Source organism: Neobacillus niacini, from assembly GCF_046591715.1.
Taxonomy (GTDB): Bacteria; Bacillota; Bacilli; order Bacillales; family Cytobacillaceae; genus Neobacillus; species Neobacillus niacini_L.
This window is the reverse complement of record NZ_JAWVNQ010000013.1, coordinates 69,959-87,586: the sequence shown is the minus strand read 5'-3', so window position 1 is coordinate 87,586 and position 17,628 is coordinate 69,959. Positions and strand designations below refer to the sequence as shown.

At 40.0% G+C, this 17,628-nt stretch carries 16 protein-coding genes, 1 tRNA gene and 1 riboswitch; of the genes, 16 read left to right on the top strand and 1 reads right to left on the bottom strand.

The window, feature by feature from the left end; translation table 11 throughout:
- Positions 1 to 256 precede the first annotated feature (256 nt).
- Positions 257 to 2,029 (top strand): excinuclease ABC subunit UvrC, encoded by a 1,773-nt coding sequence (gene uvrC, locus SFC47_RS21930; RefSeq protein WP_411256659.1) that lies wholly within the window; start codon positions 257 to 259, stop codon positions 2,027 to 2,029.
- A 69-nt stretch (positions 2,030 to 2,098) separates the two neighbouring features.
- A riboswitch (Lysine riboswitch) is annotated at positions 2,099 to 2,277 on the top strand.
- A 119-nt stretch (positions 2,278 to 2,396) separates the two neighbouring features.
- Positions 2,397 to 3,620, top strand: a complete 1,224-nt coding sequence (locus tag SFC47_RS21925; protein WP_411256658.1) for an aspartate kinase — start codon at positions 2,397 to 2,399, stop codon at positions 3,618 to 3,620.
- Between the two features lie 48 nt (positions 3,621 to 3,668).
- Here the strand turns inward: SFC47_RS21925 and SFC47_RS21920 are convergent, their stop codons facing one another.
- Positions 3,669 to 4,121 carry a YslB family protein gene (locus tag SFC47_RS21920; RefSeq protein ID WP_411256657.1) on the bottom strand — a complete coding sequence of 151 codons (453 nt, stop codon included), beginning with the start codon at positions 4,119 to 4,121 and terminating at the stop codon, positions 3,669 to 3,671.
- Positions 4,122 to 4,569: 448 nt separating this feature from the next.
- Between SFC47_RS21920 and SFC47_RS21915 the strand changes: the two genes are divergently transcribed.
- The 14 genes from SFC47_RS21915 (at position 4,570) to tig (ending at position 17,254) form a co-directional block, all read left to right on the top strand.
- Entirely contained in the window at positions 4,570 to 5,178 is a 609-nt protein-coding gene (locus tag SFC47_RS21915) for a succinate dehydrogenase cytochrome b558 subunit (RefSeq protein WP_411256656.1), read from the top strand.
- 63 nt (positions 5,179 to 5,241) lie between these two features.
- Positions 5,242 to 6,999 (top strand): succinate dehydrogenase flavoprotein subunit, encoded by a 1,758-nt coding sequence (gene sdhA / locus SFC47_RS21910; RefSeq protein WP_411256655.1) that lies wholly within the window; start codon positions 5,242 to 5,244, stop codon positions 6,997 to 6,999.
- A 6-nt stretch (positions 7,000 to 7,005) separates the two neighbouring features.
- Complete coding sequence (gene sdhB, locus SFC47_RS21905) at positions 7,006 to 7,767, top strand: succinate dehydrogenase iron-sulfur subunit (protein ID WP_411256654.1); 762 nt, start codon at positions 7,006 to 7,008, stop codon at positions 7,765 to 7,767.
- A gap of 149 nt (positions 7,768 to 7,916) precedes the next feature.
- Positions 7,917 to 8,507 (top strand): class D sortase, encoded by a 591-nt coding sequence (locus SFC47_RS21900; protein WP_411256653.1) that lies wholly within the window; start codon positions 7,917 to 7,919, stop codon positions 8,505 to 8,507.
- Between the two features lie 164 nt (positions 8,508 to 8,671).
- A complete protein-coding gene (gene gerE, locus SFC47_RS21895; protein ID WP_009796032.1) occupies positions 8,672 to 8,896 on the top strand; it encodes a spore germination transcription factor GerE in 225 nt (74 codons plus the stop codon).
- Between the two features lie 204 nt (positions 8,897 to 9,100).
- Positions 9,101 to 9,550: a MarR family winged helix-turn-helix transcriptional regulator gene (locus tag SFC47_RS21890; RefSeq protein WP_411256652.1), complete on the top strand. Its 450-nt coding sequence runs from the start codon at positions 9,101 to 9,103 to the stop codon at positions 9,548 to 9,550.
- 17 nt (positions 9,551 to 9,567) lie between these two features.
- Positions 9,568 to 10,362: a glutamate racemase gene (racE, locus tag SFC47_RS21885; RefSeq protein WP_411256661.1), complete on the top strand. Its 795-nt coding sequence runs from the start codon at positions 9,568 to 9,570 to the stop codon at positions 10,360 to 10,362.
- 138 nt (positions 10,363 to 10,500) lie between these two features.
- A complete protein-coding gene (locus tag SFC47_RS21880; protein WP_411256651.1) occupies positions 10,501 to 11,547 on the top strand; it encodes a GerMN domain-containing protein in 1,047 nt (348 codons plus the stop codon).
- 133 nt (positions 11,548 to 11,680) lie between these two features.
- Complete coding sequence (gene rph, locus SFC47_RS21875; protein ID WP_411256650.1) at positions 11,681 to 12,433, top strand: ribonuclease PH; 753 nt, start codon at positions 11,681 to 11,683, stop codon at positions 12,431 to 12,433.
- Positions 12,434 to 12,445: 12 nt separating this feature from the next.
- Positions 12,446 to 13,051, top strand: a complete 606-nt coding sequence (locus SFC47_RS21870) for an XTP/dITP diphosphatase (RefSeq protein WP_411256648.1) — start codon at positions 12,446 to 12,448, stop codon at positions 13,049 to 13,051.
- A 3-nt stretch (positions 13,052 to 13,054) separates the two neighbouring features.
- Positions 13,055 to 13,573, top strand: coding sequence for a metallophosphoesterase family protein (locus SFC47_RS21865; protein ID WP_411256647.1), 519 nt, complete (start codon positions 13,055 to 13,057; stop codon positions 13,571 to 13,573).
- Positions 13,574 to 14,097: 524 nt separating this feature from the next.
- A tRNA-Arg gene (locus SFC47_RS21860) sits at positions 14,098 to 14,174 on the top strand.
- A gap of 627 nt (positions 14,175 to 14,801) precedes the next feature.
- Positions 14,802 to 15,824 carry a tetratricopeptide repeat protein gene (locus SFC47_RS21855; protein WP_411256645.1) on the top strand — a complete coding sequence of 341 codons (1,023 nt, stop codon included), beginning with the start codon at positions 14,802 to 14,804 and terminating at the stop codon, positions 15,822 to 15,824.
- 152 nt (positions 15,825 to 15,976) lie between these two features.
- Positions 15,977 to 17,254: a trigger factor gene (gene tig / locus SFC47_RS21850; protein WP_411256644.1), complete on the top strand. Its 1,278-nt coding sequence runs from the start codon at positions 15,977 to 15,979 to the stop codon at positions 17,252 to 17,254.
- Positions 17,255 to 17,628: the final 374 nt, after the last annotated feature.

The window sequence follows — 17,628 nt, the reverse complement described above, 5'->3', positions numbered from 1 at the left end:
AAATCCTTGAATTTTGTCTTATTTTAAGCAGTTAACCGCAATTTCTCCGCTTATATCTGCCTCAAAGCTTAATCTAGATTCAATAGACGGAAATCTTCCGCCTATTGAATACTCTTAACCCGTACGAAAGCCAACAACGAAGAAATCATCATCCCCTAAATAGCCGCTGGAAATAGAATCAGGCTTTTCTTTATCACTGCTTTGATTTAAAATTTTAGGATAGATAAAAAAATAGACGGAGAGGAGCAGCTTGAATATGAATGAGACTATCAAACAAAAATTAACACTGCTGCCTGATCAGCCTGGCTGCTACTTAATGAAGGACCGTCAGGGAACGATCATTTACGTAGGAAAAGCAAAGATCCTGAAGAATCGAGTTCGGTCTTATTTTACCGGTTCACATGACGGAAAAACATTCCGGCTTGTTAATGAGATTGAGGATTTTGAATACATTGTCACCTCATCCAATATAGAAGCATTGCTGCTTGAATTAAATTTAATTAAGAAATATGACCCGAAATATAACGTCATGCTGAAGGATGATAAAACCTATCCGTTTATTAAACTAACAGCAGAAAGACATCCGAAACTAATCATTACGAGGAAAGTAAAAAAAGATAAAGGCAAGTACTTTGGTCCTTATCCGAACGTCATGGCCGCCAATGAAACCAAAAAACTGCTAGACCGAATTTACCCATTGCGAAAATGCTCAACTCTGCCTGACAGGGTTTGCTTGTACTATCACTTAGGGCAGTGCCTGGCACCATGTGTAAATGAGGTGCATGAAGAGCAATACAAGCAAATGACTGATGAAATTACTCGTTTCCTTAATGGTGGATATAAAGAAATTAAAAAAGATTTAACAGAAAAAATGACCTCAGCATCTGAGGAATTGGATTTTGAGCGGGCTAAGGAATTCCGTGACAAGATCATTCATATCGAAACAATCATGGAAAAGCAGAAAATCACGATGACCGATTTTACCGATCGTGATGTGTTTGGCTATGCCGTTGATAAAGGCTGGATGTGCGTGCAGGTTTTCTTCGTACGCCAAGGAAAATTAATTGAACGTGATGTTTCCATGTTTCCGATTTACAATGAGCCAGAAGAAGAGATTCTCACTTTCCTCGGTCAATTTTACGAAAAATCAAATCACTTTAAGCCAAAGGAAATTCTAATTCAAGATGAAATTGACCTAAACATTGCGGAACAGCTTCTTCAAGTAAAAGTGCTAAAGCCGCAGCGTGGCCAGAAAAAAGACCTTATTAAAATGGCAATCAAAAATGCAAAAATAGCGTTGAATGAGAAATTTTCACTGATTGAAAAGGATGAGGAAAGAACCATCAAAGCGGTGGAGAATCTCGGGGAACTTATGGGCATTTATACCCCGCATAGAATTGAGTCTTTCGATAATTCGAATATTCAAGGGACGGACCCGGTTTCGGCCATGGTTGTTTTTATCGACGGGAAGCCGAATAAGCGTGAATATCGAAAATATAAGATTAAGTCCGTTAAAGGCCCTGATGATTATGAATCAATGCGTGAAGTAACTAGAAGGAGATATTCAAGAGCTCTAAAAGAAGAGCTGCCGCTTCCGGACTTGATTATTATTGATGGCGGAAAAGGACATGTGGAAGCAGTCAGAGACGTGCTGGAGAATGAGCTTGGCTTAGATATTCCGCTGGCTGGTCTAGTGAAGGATGATAAGCACAAAACCTCCAATTTGTTATATGGTAATCCGCTTGAAGTCATCCCGCTCGGCAGGAACAGCCAGGAATTTTATTTATTACAACGAATTCAAGATGAGGTTCACCGATTTGCGATTACTTTCCATCGTCAAACCCGCGGTAAGAGCGCATTTCAATCGATGCTCGATGACATTCCAGGTGTCGGTGAAAAACGGAAAAAGCAATTGTTAAAGGAATTTGGTTCCGTTAAGAAAATGAAAGAAGCAAGCTTTGAAGAGTTTAGAGCGCTTGGGATTCCTGCTCCTGTCGTGGAGGAATTAATGAAAAAACTTCAATCCTAGTGATTGTCAGAATAATGGCACTATGCTATAATGAGTGAAAATTATATTACTATCACTTTTTAATACTAAAGTGAAGGTAGAGGTGCGAGCTTCAAGAGTAATGATTCTGAGGAGGATGAGCTTCAGTGAAGAATCATGAAAGGGGATGTTCGCCGAAGTGAAGAAAGTCTCATTTCTTTCTTTGCTGGTCCTGTATTGAATAAATGCCGGATTGTCAAGATGTCATGTCTTGGAGAGCTATCTTACATTGTAGACGCAGAATTTTTTTGTGTATGTTAAGCAATGAGATGCCCTCTCATTGCTTTTTTTATTTTTTGCGGGGAAACTATAATGATAGCTAAACCTATAACTGAAAGCAGGGGAAACGATGGGTTTAATTGTTCAAAAGTTTGGCGGTACTTCAGTAGGAAGTGTAGAAAGAATACTAAATGTAGCAGAACGGATAAAAGCCGAATGTGCTCAGGGAAATCAAGTTGTAGTGGTGGTTTCTGCAATGGGAAAATCAACCGATCAGCTGGTGAATTTAGCAAAAGAAATCTCAGGTCAGCCTAATAAACGGGATATGGATATGCTGTTAAGCACTGGAGAACAGGTGACGATAGCCCTATTATCAATGGCGCTGAATGAGCAGAAGCTGCCGGCTGTATCGTTTACAGGATGGCAGGCTGGAATTGTTACGGAGCCTGTTCATGGAAATGCCCGTATTACAACAATTAACACAGAAGCTGTAAAGAACCAGCTAAACGAAGGGAAAGTAGTTATTGTTGCGGGATTCCAGGGGATTACCGGAAATGGGGAAATTACCACTCTTGGAAGAGGCGGGTCAGATACGACTGCGGTGGCACTTGCAGCAGCCTTAAAAGCAGATAAGTGTGATATTTATACAGATGTAACCGGAGTTTATACGACGGACCCTAGATATGTAAAGAGTGCACGTAAATTGAAATCAGTATCTTATGATGAAATGCTGGAGCTTGCCAATTTAGGAGCAGGTGTCCTGCACCCAAGAGCAGTAGAGTTTGCGAAAAACTATCAGGTAACACTTGAAGTGCGTTCAAGTTTGGAGAGAGTAGAAGGAACACTGATTGAGGAGGAAGCATCAATGGAACAAAACCTTGTAGTCCGTGGAGTGGCGTTTGAAGATGAAATAACAAAGGTGAGCGTGCTGGGACTTGCCAATTCGTTAACCAGCTTATCAACGATCTTTACAACATTAGCGGAGAATCATTTAAACGTTGATATAATCGTTCAAAGTACAACAGAAGCAAAAACAGCAAATCTTGCATTCTCGATTAAAACGGATGACCTAATGGAAACATTAAATGTTCTTGAAAATAACAAGGATGTCTTGAATTATGAGCAGCTCGATGCTGAAAATAAACTGGCCAAAGTTTCAATCGTGGGTTCGGGGATGATTTCAAACCCGGGTGTCGCAGCGAAAATGTTTGAAGTACTGGCTGCCAATCAGATTCAAATTAAAATGGTCAGCACCTCAGAAATAAAAGTATCAGCCGTAGTAGAAGAAACAAATATGCTGAAAGCAGTAGAAGTCCTGCACCAAGCATTTGGTCTCTCTACAGAGAACGAATAATATGAAAAAGCATTCATCGGGCAGTCGATGAATGCTTTTTGCTAAATACTAAAGTGTGTCTTTTCGATCCCATTTGACGGTGAATTGGACTTTGTTTGCTTTTTTTACTGGGTGTTCGAAGGTTTCAGCGATAACTTGTTTTTGGTGTTGGATTTGCTCTGCAAGGAAGCCTGCTTCGATTTGGAAGTAGTGTTCTGCTTTTGATTTAACTCGGGAGACGATGAGCGGGCTGACAAGTTCAAATTCAATCTCATCTTTTCGCTCTTTTTTAACCTCGAGATGTCCCCATGAGGCTCTTGAAAAAAATTCAATGATATCATCAAGAGTGTTTAAAGGGTGCTTACGCGCCAAGCTTTTCCCGGCCCAATAAAGAATCTCAGGAGTGTCTTTGCCTAAAATTTCGGGCAAGATGACCTCTCTGATCAGCTCATAACCAAATAGTGAGATATTTCTTGATTCATCCGATTGTAAAGTAAGTTCAACCGCAGTACTTTCATTCATAATAGGATCCCCTCTTTCTACCATTCTATTATATACAAAACACTCTTTAAGTAAGAACACTTTTTATAGAATATGGTGTGAAGCGTTAGAGTGGTGAAGGATTGTTATTTTGCAATATAATAGCCTATCTTTCATCATAATTTATGGTTCCCAATTATCAAGCTGAACTGCAAATAAAATTTAACTATTTATTGTAATTCTTTTGGATTTAATAGTAGATCATTCCATTTACAAGGATATAAACTTATAATTTATTATAATATCAATATATTTTAAAAATTTTATTTTTATCCCACTTTTGTGTATACGTTTTCTTGACGCTAATACCTGATGGGAGTAAAATGGACATGTCACATATTTGTCACAGTGATGCTAAGTTAAAATCTATTTAAATGAAATAGTTAAAAAAAGGCTTAACATCATGTTAAAAATTCAAGGGGGGTTAATTATGGCGGGGAATCGAGAGTTTTTGAATCGAAGATTGCATTCATTACTGGGAGTAATTCCAATCGGAGTATTCCTAATGCAGCATCTAGTAGTCAATCATTTTGCTACAGGAGGGGCTGAGTCCTTTAACAAGGCTGCGGATTTTATGGGGAACCTTCCTTTTAGAATTGTCCTAGAAACTGTAATTATTTATTTACCAATTTTATTTCATGCAATCTATGGGCTTTATATTGCATTTACTGCAAAAAACAATGCTGGAAAATATGGATTTTTCAGAAACTGGATGTTCGTTTTGCAGCGTGTATCTGGTGTCATTACGTTAATCTTTATTACATGGCACGTATGGCAAACACGCGTTGCAGCAGCATTTGGTGCTCATGTTAACTTTGACATGATGGCTGATATCTTCTCTTCACCATTCATGCTTGTATTCTATTTTGTTGGTGTGATTTCAACTATTTTCCACTTTGCGAACGGTTTGTGGTCATTCTTGGTTAGCTGGGGTATTACAGTTTCACCTCGTTCTCAAGTAATTTCTACATATTTTACAATCGGCGTTTTTGTCGTTTTATCCATTGTAGGAATTAGAACGATTTTAGCTTTTGTTTAAAAAATTAACTTCATACACTGTGTTGAAAAATATCGGATTTTTGGATTAAGGGAGTGAGTCACAATGAGTAAGGGTAAGGTGATCATAGTCGGCGGCGGACTTGCCGGCTTAATGGCAACCATCAAAGTTGCAGAAACAGGAACACCAGTAGAATTATTTTCACTTGTTCCGGTTAAACGTTCCCACTCTGTTTGTGCCCAGGGCGGTATGAACGGAGCAGTAAATACAAAAGGAGAAGGCGATTCTCCATGGATTCACTTTGATGATACCGTTTATGGCGGTGACTTCTTAGCTAACCAGCCGCCCGTTAAGGCGATGTGTGAAGCAGCACCTGGAATTATCCACTTAATGGACCGGATGGGTGTTATGTTTAACCGTACACCAGAAGGACTTTTAGACTTCCGCCGTTTCGGAGGTACTCAGCATTCAAGAACTGCATTTGCTGGTGCGACTACAGGACAGCAGCTGCTATATGCACTAGACGAGCAGGTTCGCCGTCATGAAGTAGCAGGATTAGTTACAAAGTACGAAGGATGGGAATTCTTAGGCGCGGTAGTAGATGACGATGGAGTCTGCCGAGGAATTGTTGCTCAAAACCTCACATCTATGGAAATTAAATCCTTTAGCGGGGATGCAGTGATCATGGCAACCGGAGGCCCTGGAATCATCTTCGGTAAAACAACGAACTCTGTTATTAATACAGGTTCTGCTGCATCAATCGTTTACCAGCAGGGTGCTTATTACGCAAATGGTGAAATGATTCAAATTCACCCAACTGCAATCCCTGGTGACGATAAGCTTCGTTTAATGAGTGAATCAGCTCGTGGTGAAGGCGGACGTGTTTGGACATATAAGGATGGAAAACCATGGTACTTCCTTGAGGAAAAATATCCTGCATACGGAAATCTAGTACCGCGTGATATTGCAACACGTGAAATTTTCTCAGTCTGTGTCGATCAGAAGCTGGGAATTAACGGTGAAAACATGGTTTACCTGGATCTTTCACATAAGGATCCAAAAGAATTAGACATTAAACTTGGCGGAATCATTGAAATCTATGAAAAATTCATGGGTGATGATCCTCGTAAAGTTCCAATGAAAATTTTCCCTGCCGTGCACTATTCAATGGGCGGATTATGGGTTGATTATGACCAAATGACAAATATTCCTGGTCTTTTCGCTGCTGGTGAGTGTGATTATTCACAACACGGTGCTAACCGATTAGGTGCGAATTCATTACTTTCTGCTATTTACGGCGGAATGGTCGTTGGACCAAATGCTGTTAGATATATCAATGGACTTGAAAAGAGTTCAGATGCCATCTCATCTACATTGTTTGATCGTCATGTGAAAGAACAAGAAGAGAAGTGGGCGTCCATTATGTCTCTAAATGGTACGGAAAATGCGTACGTTCTTCATAAAGAGCTTGGCGAGTGGATGACGGATAATGTGACAGTTGTACGTCACAATGACAGACTATTAAAGACAGATGAAAAGATTCAAGAGTTATTAGAACGTTATAAAAATATCAACATTCAAGATACAAGCAAATGGAGCAATCAGGGAGCGACCTTTACGCGTCAATTACAAAACATGCTTCAGTTGGCACGCGTAATCACAATCGGTGCTTACAATCGTAATGAAAGCCGCGGCGCGCATTACAAGCCTGAGTTCCCGAACCGTGATGATGAAAACTTCTTAAAGACTACCATGGCAAAATTTGTTGATGGCTCATCTGCACCAGCTTTCCACTACGAGGAAATTGACGTTTCTTTAATCAAGCCTCGTGAACGCAACTATGCAAAAAAGAAAGGGGAGTAGGAACACATGTCTGAAAATAAAACAGTAAAATTTATTGTTACACGCCAAGATAGCCCTGATTCTGCTCCTTACCAAGAGGAGTTTGAATTAGCGTATCGTCCAAATATGAACGTCATTTCTGCTTTAATGGAAATTCGCAGAAACCCTGTTAATACAAAAGGACAAGCTACTACCCCAATTACTTGGGATAGTAACTGCCTTGAAGAAGTATGCGGCGCCTGTTCAATGGTGATTAACGGAAAGCCCCGTCAATCTTGTTCGGCGCTTGTTGACCAATTAGAGCAGCCAATCCACCTAGAGCCAATGAGAACATTCCCAGTTGTCCGTGACCTTCAGGTTGACCGCAGCAGAATGTTCGATGCGTTGAAGAAAGTAAAAGCTTGGATTCCAATCGATGGAACTTACGATTTAGGACCTGGTCCTCGTATGCCAGAGAAAAAGCGTCAATGGGCGTATGAGCTTTCAAAATGTATGACTTGCGGTGTTTGTCTTGAGGCTTGTCCAAATGTAAACAGCAATTCAAGCTTTATCGGACCTCAGCCGCTTTCACAGGTACGTCTATTCAATGCACATCCAACCGGTGAAATGAATAGAGCGGAACGCTTAGAAGCAATAATGGGTGATGGCGGACTTGCTAACTGTGGTAACTCACAGAACTGTGTTCAGTCATGTCCAAAAGGAATTCCATTAACAACTTCTATTGCGGCTCTAAACCGTGATACAACCATTCAAGCATTCAGAAACTTCTTCGGAAGCGACCAGGTGTAAGGTATATCTAGCCCGATCTAATTACTGATTCTTAAAACCTTCTTTTCTATTAAGGAAAAGAAGGTTTTTCTATTCCTGCATAGGACTTTTGAACACCCTTTTGGTATACTAATAGTAAGAATCTGTAAAGTACGGAAAAAGGATGGTATATGAGGGTGAAGAAGCTTCCGTTAATAATGATTTTGGCAGGATTAATTGTCATTGGAGTTGGAGTCTGGCAAATACTGGAGACGAAATTTCAGACTGATGCGTCGTTAAAAGAAGCGAAAAGAATTGTAGCAAAGGCCGAATCAACCTATGATGAGGAAGAACCTTTTAAAAACCCACAAAAAATCGATCCCCCAAAATTTGGTGACACAGCAGGATTATTAACAATACCTAGGATTAATGCCGAATTGGCGATTGTGGAAGGAACAGACCCCAATGATTTAAAAAAGGGAGTCGGGCATTATAAAGGTTCCTATTTTCCAGGTGAGAACGGTCAGATTGTTTTATCGGGCCATCGTGATACGGTGTTCAGGCGATTAGGCGAATTGGAGCCTGGAGATGTTTTTGAGGTACATATGCCAAATGGTAAATTTAAATATGAATTAACCAGCACCAAGATTGTTGATGCAGATGACCGAACGATTATTACTCTGCAAAACACACAGGAAGAATTAATTGTTATTACCTGTTATCCGTTCCGTTTTGTCGGAAATGCGCCCGAGCGGTATATCATTTATGCCAAACCAATATAAGTCCTTTTCCACAGGGACTTTTTTTTATAAAGATTTTTTCACAAAATTATTCTCCTTAAAGTATTTATAGTCACTCTAAATGTGTCCCTCACATAAGATATCGTGACTAAATATATACCCACCCCACGGTTCATAACTGGCGAAGGCAAGGAGGGTCACAATACTTGAAGGAGAATGAATATACTCACAAGCCGTTACTCACCAAACGTGAAAGAGAAGTATTCGAACTCTTAGTACAGGATAAAACTACTAAGGAAATCGCTGGTGAATTATTTATAAGCGAGAAGACGGTTCGAAATCATATTTCCAATGCTATGCAAAAGCTTGGTGTTAAGGGGCGTTCACAAGCAGTTGTAGAGCTCCTTCGTATGGGAGAGCTAGAACTTTAATCATGACCGGACTCCTGCGGGAGGCCGGTTCATGTTTTTTATTGGAAAAAACCTACTTAGGTTTACATATAAATCAACCTCTTTTGCAGAAGAGCCAGTTCTTGCTTGAAATTTTGACGAAAAAAGTAGAAAATAAGAGCAGATTAATAGTGCTGATTCTTTTTGAAACATGGAAAAGGTACGCCTCGTATAGGAGTGTTATAGATGACGGTCGAAAATTCACAAAAGGTTAGCGATGAAATTGTTGCAAGGATCGAAAAGGAATTGCGTTATATTTCAGGAATTATTAAGCAAAAAGGCAGAGAAATGTTAAGTCATTATAAAATAACCCCGCCGCAATTTGTAGCACTGCAGTGGCTTTTTGAAGATGGCGACATGACCATAGGAGAGCTGTCTACTAAAATGTATTTGGCTTTCAGTACGACTACAGACCTTGTGGACCGCATGGAAAAGAATCAACTGGTTGTCCGTGTAAAGGATCCTAAGGATCGCCGTGTTGTTCGAATTCACCTGCTTGAAGAGGGCGAAAGAATAATAGATGAAGTAATAAAGAAACGACAGGCTTATTTAGATGAAGTTCTAGCCAATTTCTCCTCAGAGGAAATTCTACAGCTTCAAAACAATTTAATGAAACTGCATCAAGATATGCGTTAAAAAAAGAGGCGAAAATGGTGAAACAACCAATTGGTGTCATAGATTCCGGAGTTGGCGGATTAACGGTTGCGAAAGAGATCATGAGACAGCTTCCGAATGAAAAGATTATTTACTTGGGAGATACTGCGAGGTGCCCCTACGGCCCTAGACCCCTAAAGGAAGTCAAAAGATTTACCTGGGAACTGACAACGTTTTTGTTAGAAAAAAATATAAAAATGCTCGTCATTGCCTGCAACACCGCAACCGCTGCGGTTCTTGATGAAATTAGAAATGAATTAAGAATTCCAGTACTCGGAGTCATCTATCCTGGAGCACGAGCTGCGATCAAGAAGACAAAGAACTATCGAGTAGGGATTATAGGGACAGAAGGCACCATTAAAAGCGGTGCATATGAGAAAGCTTTAAAAGCACTCAACAGCCGTTTATATGTAACAGGACAAGCATGCCCAAAATTTGTTCCACTTGTTGAAAGCGGAGAATATGACGGGGATATTGCCGAGAGAATCGTCGTCGAAGCACTAAAGCCGCTTCAAAATCAAAATTTAGATACCCTGATCCTTGGCTGCACCCATTACCCGTTACTTGAACCACTAATTCAAAAAGTAATGGGCGAAAGTGTAAGGGTTATTAGTTCTGGCGATGAAACGGCACGGGAAATTAGTGCGATTCTTCAATATAATGGATTCCTCGAAACAGATGAGAGTATGCCGGAACACGAATTTTACACAACAGGTTCAAAGTATATTTTTTCAAAAATAGCCTCTCAGTGGCTGGGAGTACCGATTGAGAATGTTAAAAAGATTAAATTATAATTAAGCTCCTTTTTCAGGGAGCTTAATTTTTTTTTTAAAAAATCAGAGAATGTCCTAATTTTCTTTTCCAAAGACGGTCTAATTAGTTTAATAGGCTCGTATACATGATAGTACAAACTGTCTTAGGAGGGAAAAAATATGTCAAAAAATAAAGTGAAACCCCTAGTTACAGCTGTTTTTGCTTCGACGCTTCTATTATCGGGGTGCGGTTTGTTCGGGAAAGAAGTGCAGAAAAAAGTTGATCCGCCAAAGCAGGTAACAGTAAACGAACCAAACCCAACTAAGGAAACCACTGGAAAGAGCGAAGAAGTCGAAGGTGCCATGAAAACAGAGTTATACTTAATTAACAAAGATGGGCTCGTGGTGCCGCAAACATTAACACTGCCTAAAACAACCTCTGTCGCTAAGCAAGCTTTAGAATACTTAGTTGCGAATGGCCCAGTTACAGACATGCTTCCAAATGATTTCCGTGCGGTTATACCTGAAGAAACACAAGTATCTGTGAACATTAAAGATGGCGTCGCGGTAGTTGACTTCTCGAAAGAGTTCAAGAACTACCAGCCAGAGGATGAAAGGAAAATCCTCGAATCCATCACATGGACACTAACGCAATTTGACACAATTGAGAAAGTTAAGCTTCAGATGAATGGACATGAATTAACGGAGATGCCTGTTAATGGCACACCAATCAGCGAAAATTTATCCAGAGCAACTGGAATTAACATTGATACTGCCGGTGTCATTGATATTACAAACACCAAGCCGGTAACCGTTTATTATATTGGCGGTGAAGAAGATTCATACTATTATGTACCTGTTACCAAGAGGGTAAATAATAGCGAGAAAAATAATATTGTTGCGATCGTAAATGAATTGGTAAAAGGACCAAATGCAAAGTCTAATCTTGCTTCTGAGTTTATGCCTGATGTGGAGCTTTTAGAGGCGCCAAAGGTAGAAGATGGAAAAGTTACGTTGAACTTTAATGAGTCCATATATGGAAGCTTTGAAGAAAAAATTGTTTCACAGCATTTGCTAAACGCTCTTGTACTATCTTTGACAGAGCAAAAGGGTATTGAAAGTGTTGCTGTTACAGTAGATGGCAAGGCTGAATTGGTAAATGATAAAGGTGAAAAATTATCCGAGCCTGTTACACGTCCAGAAAAAGTCAACACAGGTAGTTTCTAAAAAATAATTTTTGATATACTATATAGTGATAATCGCAAGAGGTTGCCTTTAGGCTTCCTCTTCTTTATTTGATTTTTAAAGAATGCCTGAAATAGGTGGGAGAATTAATCTCACCAACAAGGAGGAAATAGTTGTGCGTGTTGATGGTAGAGAACGACTTCAATTAAGACCCATACATATTGAAACAGGTTATTTAATGCATCCTGAAGGCTCCGTCCTTATTTCTGTAGGGAATACCAAGGTCATTTGCACGGCGAGCATTGAGGAGAGAGTACCGCCTTTTATGAGAGGTGAGGGCAAAGGCTGGATTACCGCTGAATATTCTATGCTGCCGCGGGCAACGGAAACAAGAAATATTCGCGAATCTTCAAAAGGAAAAGTGACCGGAAGAACAATGGAAATCCAGCGTTTAATCGGACGAGCCCTAAGAGCGGTCGTGGACTTATCTTCATTGGGCGAAAGAACTGTTTGGATCGATTGTGATGTCATTCAAGCAGATGGCGGAACAAGAACCGCTTCCATTACTGGAGCCTTTGTCGCAATGGCTATTGCCCTTCATCGGCTGGGTGAAAAAAAGAATATGAAGTTCCCGATTACAGATTACTTGGCCGCTACAAGTGTTGGGATTTTAAAAAATAACGAAACGGTTTTGGATTTGAATTATGCAGAGGATTCCAAAGCACTAGTTGATATGAATATCGTAATGACAGGAAATGGAGAATTCGTAGAATTACAGGGAACGGGTGAAGAATCCACCTTCTCCTATCAGCAGCTTCAAGATCTGCTGGGTGCGGCGCAAGAAGGGCTGATGGAGCTGTTTGAACAACAAAAAGCAGCATTAGGAGAAGAAATTACGGCAAAAATTGAAGCAAGACGAAAAAAATAAGGGGAATTGAAGATGAAGGAAGTTATTATTGCCACCAAAAATCCAGGCAAGGCAAAAGAATTTGAACATATTTTTGCTCCAAGAGGGATTGCAGTCAAGACACTCCTCGATTACCCTGAAATCGAGGATATAGAAGAAACCGGGAACAGTTTCGAAGAAAACGCCAAGTTAAAAGCAGAAGGTGTTTCGAAAATTTTTAATAAAATGGTGATTGGCGATGATTCCGGTTTAATCGTAGACGCGTTAGAAGGAAGACCAGGTATTTATTCAGCACGGTATGCTGGTGAGCCAAAGGATGATCAGAAGAATCTAGAAAAAGTACTTGATGAATTAAAGGGAGTATCTGAAGAGGACCGTACCGCAAGATTTTATTGTGCTCTTGCTGTGGCTGTGCCTGGTAAAGAAACCATCACAGTGTCTGGGACCTGTGAAGGGCGGATTCTCGAGGAACAAAGAGGTATAAATGGCTTTGGCTATGACCCTGTCTTTTATGTGCCAGACAAAAGCCGAGCGATGGCAGAACTATCCTCGGACGAAAAGAATAAAATAAGTCATCGGGCCAATGCACTGAGAAAGCTCGAGAGTATCTTAGATTCTATCGTGGAAAGAGCAGAATAATCTATGAGCAAAGTTCTTGTTGTTAGTGACAGCCATGGTTTAACGAGGGAGCTCGAGATCTTAAGGGAACGCCATGTACATGAAGTAGATTTGATGATTCATTGCGGGGACTCTCAATTGATGTCTGACAATAAAGCGATAAGCGGGTATTTAACTGTTATGGGAAATTGTGACTTTGGCGGCTATCCATTAGAAACCACAACACAGATAGCTGGCAGGAAGTTTTTTATTACCCATGGTCACAAATATTCAGTAAAGACATCGTTAATGAACTTAAAATACAAGGCAGAAGAAAGTGGTGCAGATATTGTCTGTTTCGGCCACTCTCATGTATTGGGAGCAGAAGTTATTGGCAGCACCCTGTTTTTGAACCCTGGGAGCATTCGCATGCCTAGGGAGCGGTTTGAAAAAACATATGTGATCTTGAATTTGCTGGATGAAAAAATCAAAATGTCCGTTTTTGATATTAGTGGACAGGAACTTAAGGATTTGGCGTTTGAGTTTAATTTACCGAGGAAATAGTGGGGAGTTTTTCCCCTCTTATGAGGTACAGCTTACCTGGAGTTACCTGAATGCGTTTTTTGGTAGTGTTTCGGTCACTCCAGGCAAGCTGGAATGCCCTAAATGTGTATTCTGGGAGGTTTTCGGTCATTCCGAGCAAGCTGGAGTAACCCAAATGTGTATTCTGAGGTGGCTTCGGTCACTCCAGGCAAGCTGGAATGCCCTAAATACGAATTTTGAGAGGACTACGGTCACTCCGGGCAAGCTGGAATGCCCCAAAAGCGTATTCTAAGAGGACTACGGTCACTCCAGGCAAGCTGGAATGTCCCAAATGGGTAATCCGAGAGCTCTAAGGTCACTCCAGGAAAGCTGAAATACCCTAAATACATTTTCCGATAGCCTTTGGGTCAATCTAGGCTAATGAAAAAAGGTAATTTTCTGCATGAAAAAGCTTTTTAAAAAACAATTATAAAATTTTCTTCAAATAGTGTTGACTTTTAGATATATCCTTTATATAATAAATCTTGTCTTTGAAATACAAATACGTCCCAGTAGCTCAGCCGGATAGAGCATACGCCTTCTAAGCGTACGGTCGGGAGTTCGAATCTCTCCTGGGACGCCATTTAACTACATACCAAAACTTATTACTCACCTTTAGAAGGTGAGTTTTTTTGTTTTTATATTGGATTAGAAATAGTATTGTGCCCGAAACCAGTCCGGCGGCAAAAATACGGTAACAATTCGCCCGTGATTGTGCCCGAAACCAGGCCAGCGGCAAAAATTCGGTAACAATCCCTCCATGATTGTGCCCGAAACCAGGCCAGCGGCAAAAATTCGGTAACAATCCCTTCATGATTGTGCCCGAAACCAGGCCAGCGGTAATAATTCGGTAACAATCCGCCCGTGATTGTACCCGAAACCAGGCCAGCGGCAAAACTTCGGTAACAATCCGCCCATGATAGTGCCCGAAACCAGGTCGGCGGCAAAAGTTCGGTAACAATCCCTCCATGATAGTGCCCAAACCCAGGCTAACAGCAATAGTTCGGTAACAATCCGCCCGTGATTATGCCCGAAAACATGCCAACACCAAAAATTCGGTAACAATCCACCCCTGATTGTGCCCAAAAACAGCCACCACCAAAAATTCAGTAACAATCCCCCACAATACCCCCACCCAAAAACAACTATTTTGGTTTTTAAATGATTCATGTTACACTATTTTCCATATAGAAGTAAGGGACGGATACATATGAAAAAACGGGAACGAGCGAAACGAAGAGACAATATTATATTCCTTCCCGGACTCGAAAAGAGATTAACGGATAAGGGCCTTGAGAGCCTGCAGAATAAAAGGTATCAAGAAGCCATCACGCTGCTCGAAGAGGCGAGAGAGCATGACCCAGAGAATAGTGATATTTTAATAGGCCTGGTGCTGGCATATTTTGAAGCAGGAGCTTATATAAAAGCCAAAGAACTCGCAAACGAAATGCTGCTAAAAGGAATCGGCGACTACTTTCATATGGTAGACCTTTACCTAACCGTCTTAATTCAGCTCCACGAGTACCAGGAAATTGTCTCGACGATTGAAGCCTTATTTGATGAAAAAGAGATTCCGCCAGACAGGCATGATCATTTCTTGACCATCCTCCAATTTAGCAAAAGAATGGCTGATCACGACAATCAACAGGAGCCGATAGAAGAACCGGAACCAAAAAGACCAAAAGAGCTCAATCTGTCATCACAAAGCCTAAATGAGCAAATGCTCACAATTTCCAATCTGGCAGAAAAGAATATTCGCCCCTATATGGACGAAATAACAGAATATCTTAACGCAGACACTGGACACCCTTTTCTCAAAACCATGCTATTAAACCTATTAAAAGAACAGGAATATGATAAGAAAATTATGGTTAAAAAGTTTAGTGAGGATATAAGTGTGGTACCTACTGAACTTCCGGACGTCCAATCGCAGCCAAGAGTGAAGGAAATAGAAGCTTTGCTAGAAAAAAGATTAGAACATAGTGATCCCTATCTTTTGGAAAATATTAAAGGAATGGTAGAACGGATTTTCTTCATCAGCTATCCATTTGAGTTCACACCACAAGAGACTTCAGCATGGGCCGCTGCTTTCCACTTATTAGTGCTAAATTATCTAGGCATGGATGCTGATTTAAGTGATATATCAGATGAATACGAGATTACAACAGAAATGATAGAGCAGGCACTTATGAAAATCAGAGAATTAGAAGAAATTTCTTATCCCAATATATAGATAACTCTGTTGAAAGAAAAAAATCCTGTGTTATAATGTAAGGGTTGCATTGTGTAAAAACTATCTTTTACATAAAAAAAGAGGATGAAATCTTTATCCTGTTAATTTTGTTACGAATGAAATGATAATAGATTGTTGGAGGGAAAAATAGTATGACAGTAAAATGGGAAAAGTTAGAAGGCAATACTGGCGTCCTTACTGTTGAAGTAAGCGCAGAAAAAGTAAACGAAGGCTTAACAGCAGCTTTTAATAAAGTTGTAAAGCAAGTAAACGTACCTGGCTTCCGTAAAGGAAAAATGCCTCGTCCAATGTTTGAAAAGCGTTTCGGTGTAGAATCTCTATATCAAGATGCATTAGATATTCTTCTTCCAGAAGCTTACGGAAATGCAATTGACGAAGCAGGTATCGAGCCAATCGACCGTCCTGATATCGATATCGAGCAAATGGAAAAAGGTAAAGAGCTTATCTTCAAAGCGACTGTACAAGTAAAGCCTGAAGTAACATTAGGCGAGTACAAAGGGTTAGAAGTAGAAGAGTTAGACACAACTGTAACAGACGAAGATGTAACAAAAGAATTAGAAACTCTTCAAAACCGTCAAGCTGAGCTTGTAGTGAAAGAAGAAGGAACTGCTGAACTTGGTGATACAGTTGTTCTTGATTTTGAAGGATTCGTTGATGGCGAAGCATTCGAAGGCGGAAAAGCTGAAAATCATTCACTTGAATTAGGTTCTGGCTCATTCATCCCAGGATTTGAAGAGCAGTTAGTAGGAGTAGCTGCTGGCGAATCTAAAGACGTTGAAGTAACTTTCCCTGAAGAGTACCATGCAGCTGAACTTGCAGGTAAGCCAGCAGTATTCAAAGTTACTGTTCACGAAATCAAAGGTAAAGAACTTCCAGCATTAGATGACGAGTTTGCGAAAGATGTCGATGATGAAGTTGAAACATTAGACGCATTAAAAGAAAAAATCAGAACTCGTTTAGAAGACAGCAAGAAGCACGAAGCTGAGCACAACCTGCGTGATTCTTTAGTTGAAAAAGCGGCTGAAAATGCACAAGTTGAGATTCCAGAAGTAATGGTTACAAACGAAGTAAACCGTATGCTTCAAGAATTTGAACAACGTCTGCAAATGCAAGGCATGAACCTTGAGCTTTACTTCCAATTCTCAGGTCAAGATGAAAATGCTTTACGTGAGCAAATGAAAGAAGAAGCAGTAACTCGCGTTCGTGTTGCTTTAACTCTTGAAGCAATTGCAAAAGCAGAAAACATTGAAGCTACTGATGAAGATGTAAATGCTGAGCTTGAAAAAATGGCTGGCATGTACAACATGACTGTTGAGAACATTAAGGCAGCACTTGGCGGCGTTGATGGAATCAAAGGCGATCTTCAAAAGCAAAAAGCTGTTGAATTCTTAATCGAAAACAAAAAATAATCCAATTGTCAAAACATGGCACGATTTTATCGTGCCTGTTTTTATACATTTTTTCAATTACATATTATAATAAGGACAGGGAAACCTTTTTAACAAGCAGCAGGAAAAACAGAATTACATATCGAATTAATTAAAACCAGCCATATAGAGATTTAATTTATTAAAATGTGGTTATGCTTAATGGGTACATAGGAATTATTTAAAGGGTGTCCAAACAAAAATTCGGCTCTATAAAAAACATAGTTGAAAAGCTTTTTATTACCTGTCCTTCAGGTCCATGTGTTACAATGCAATACATACCACTGAATAGTTTCGAAAAAAACGGATTTTTGTTTGTGTTACGCAACTTTAAATATTGTTATAACACGTTCTCA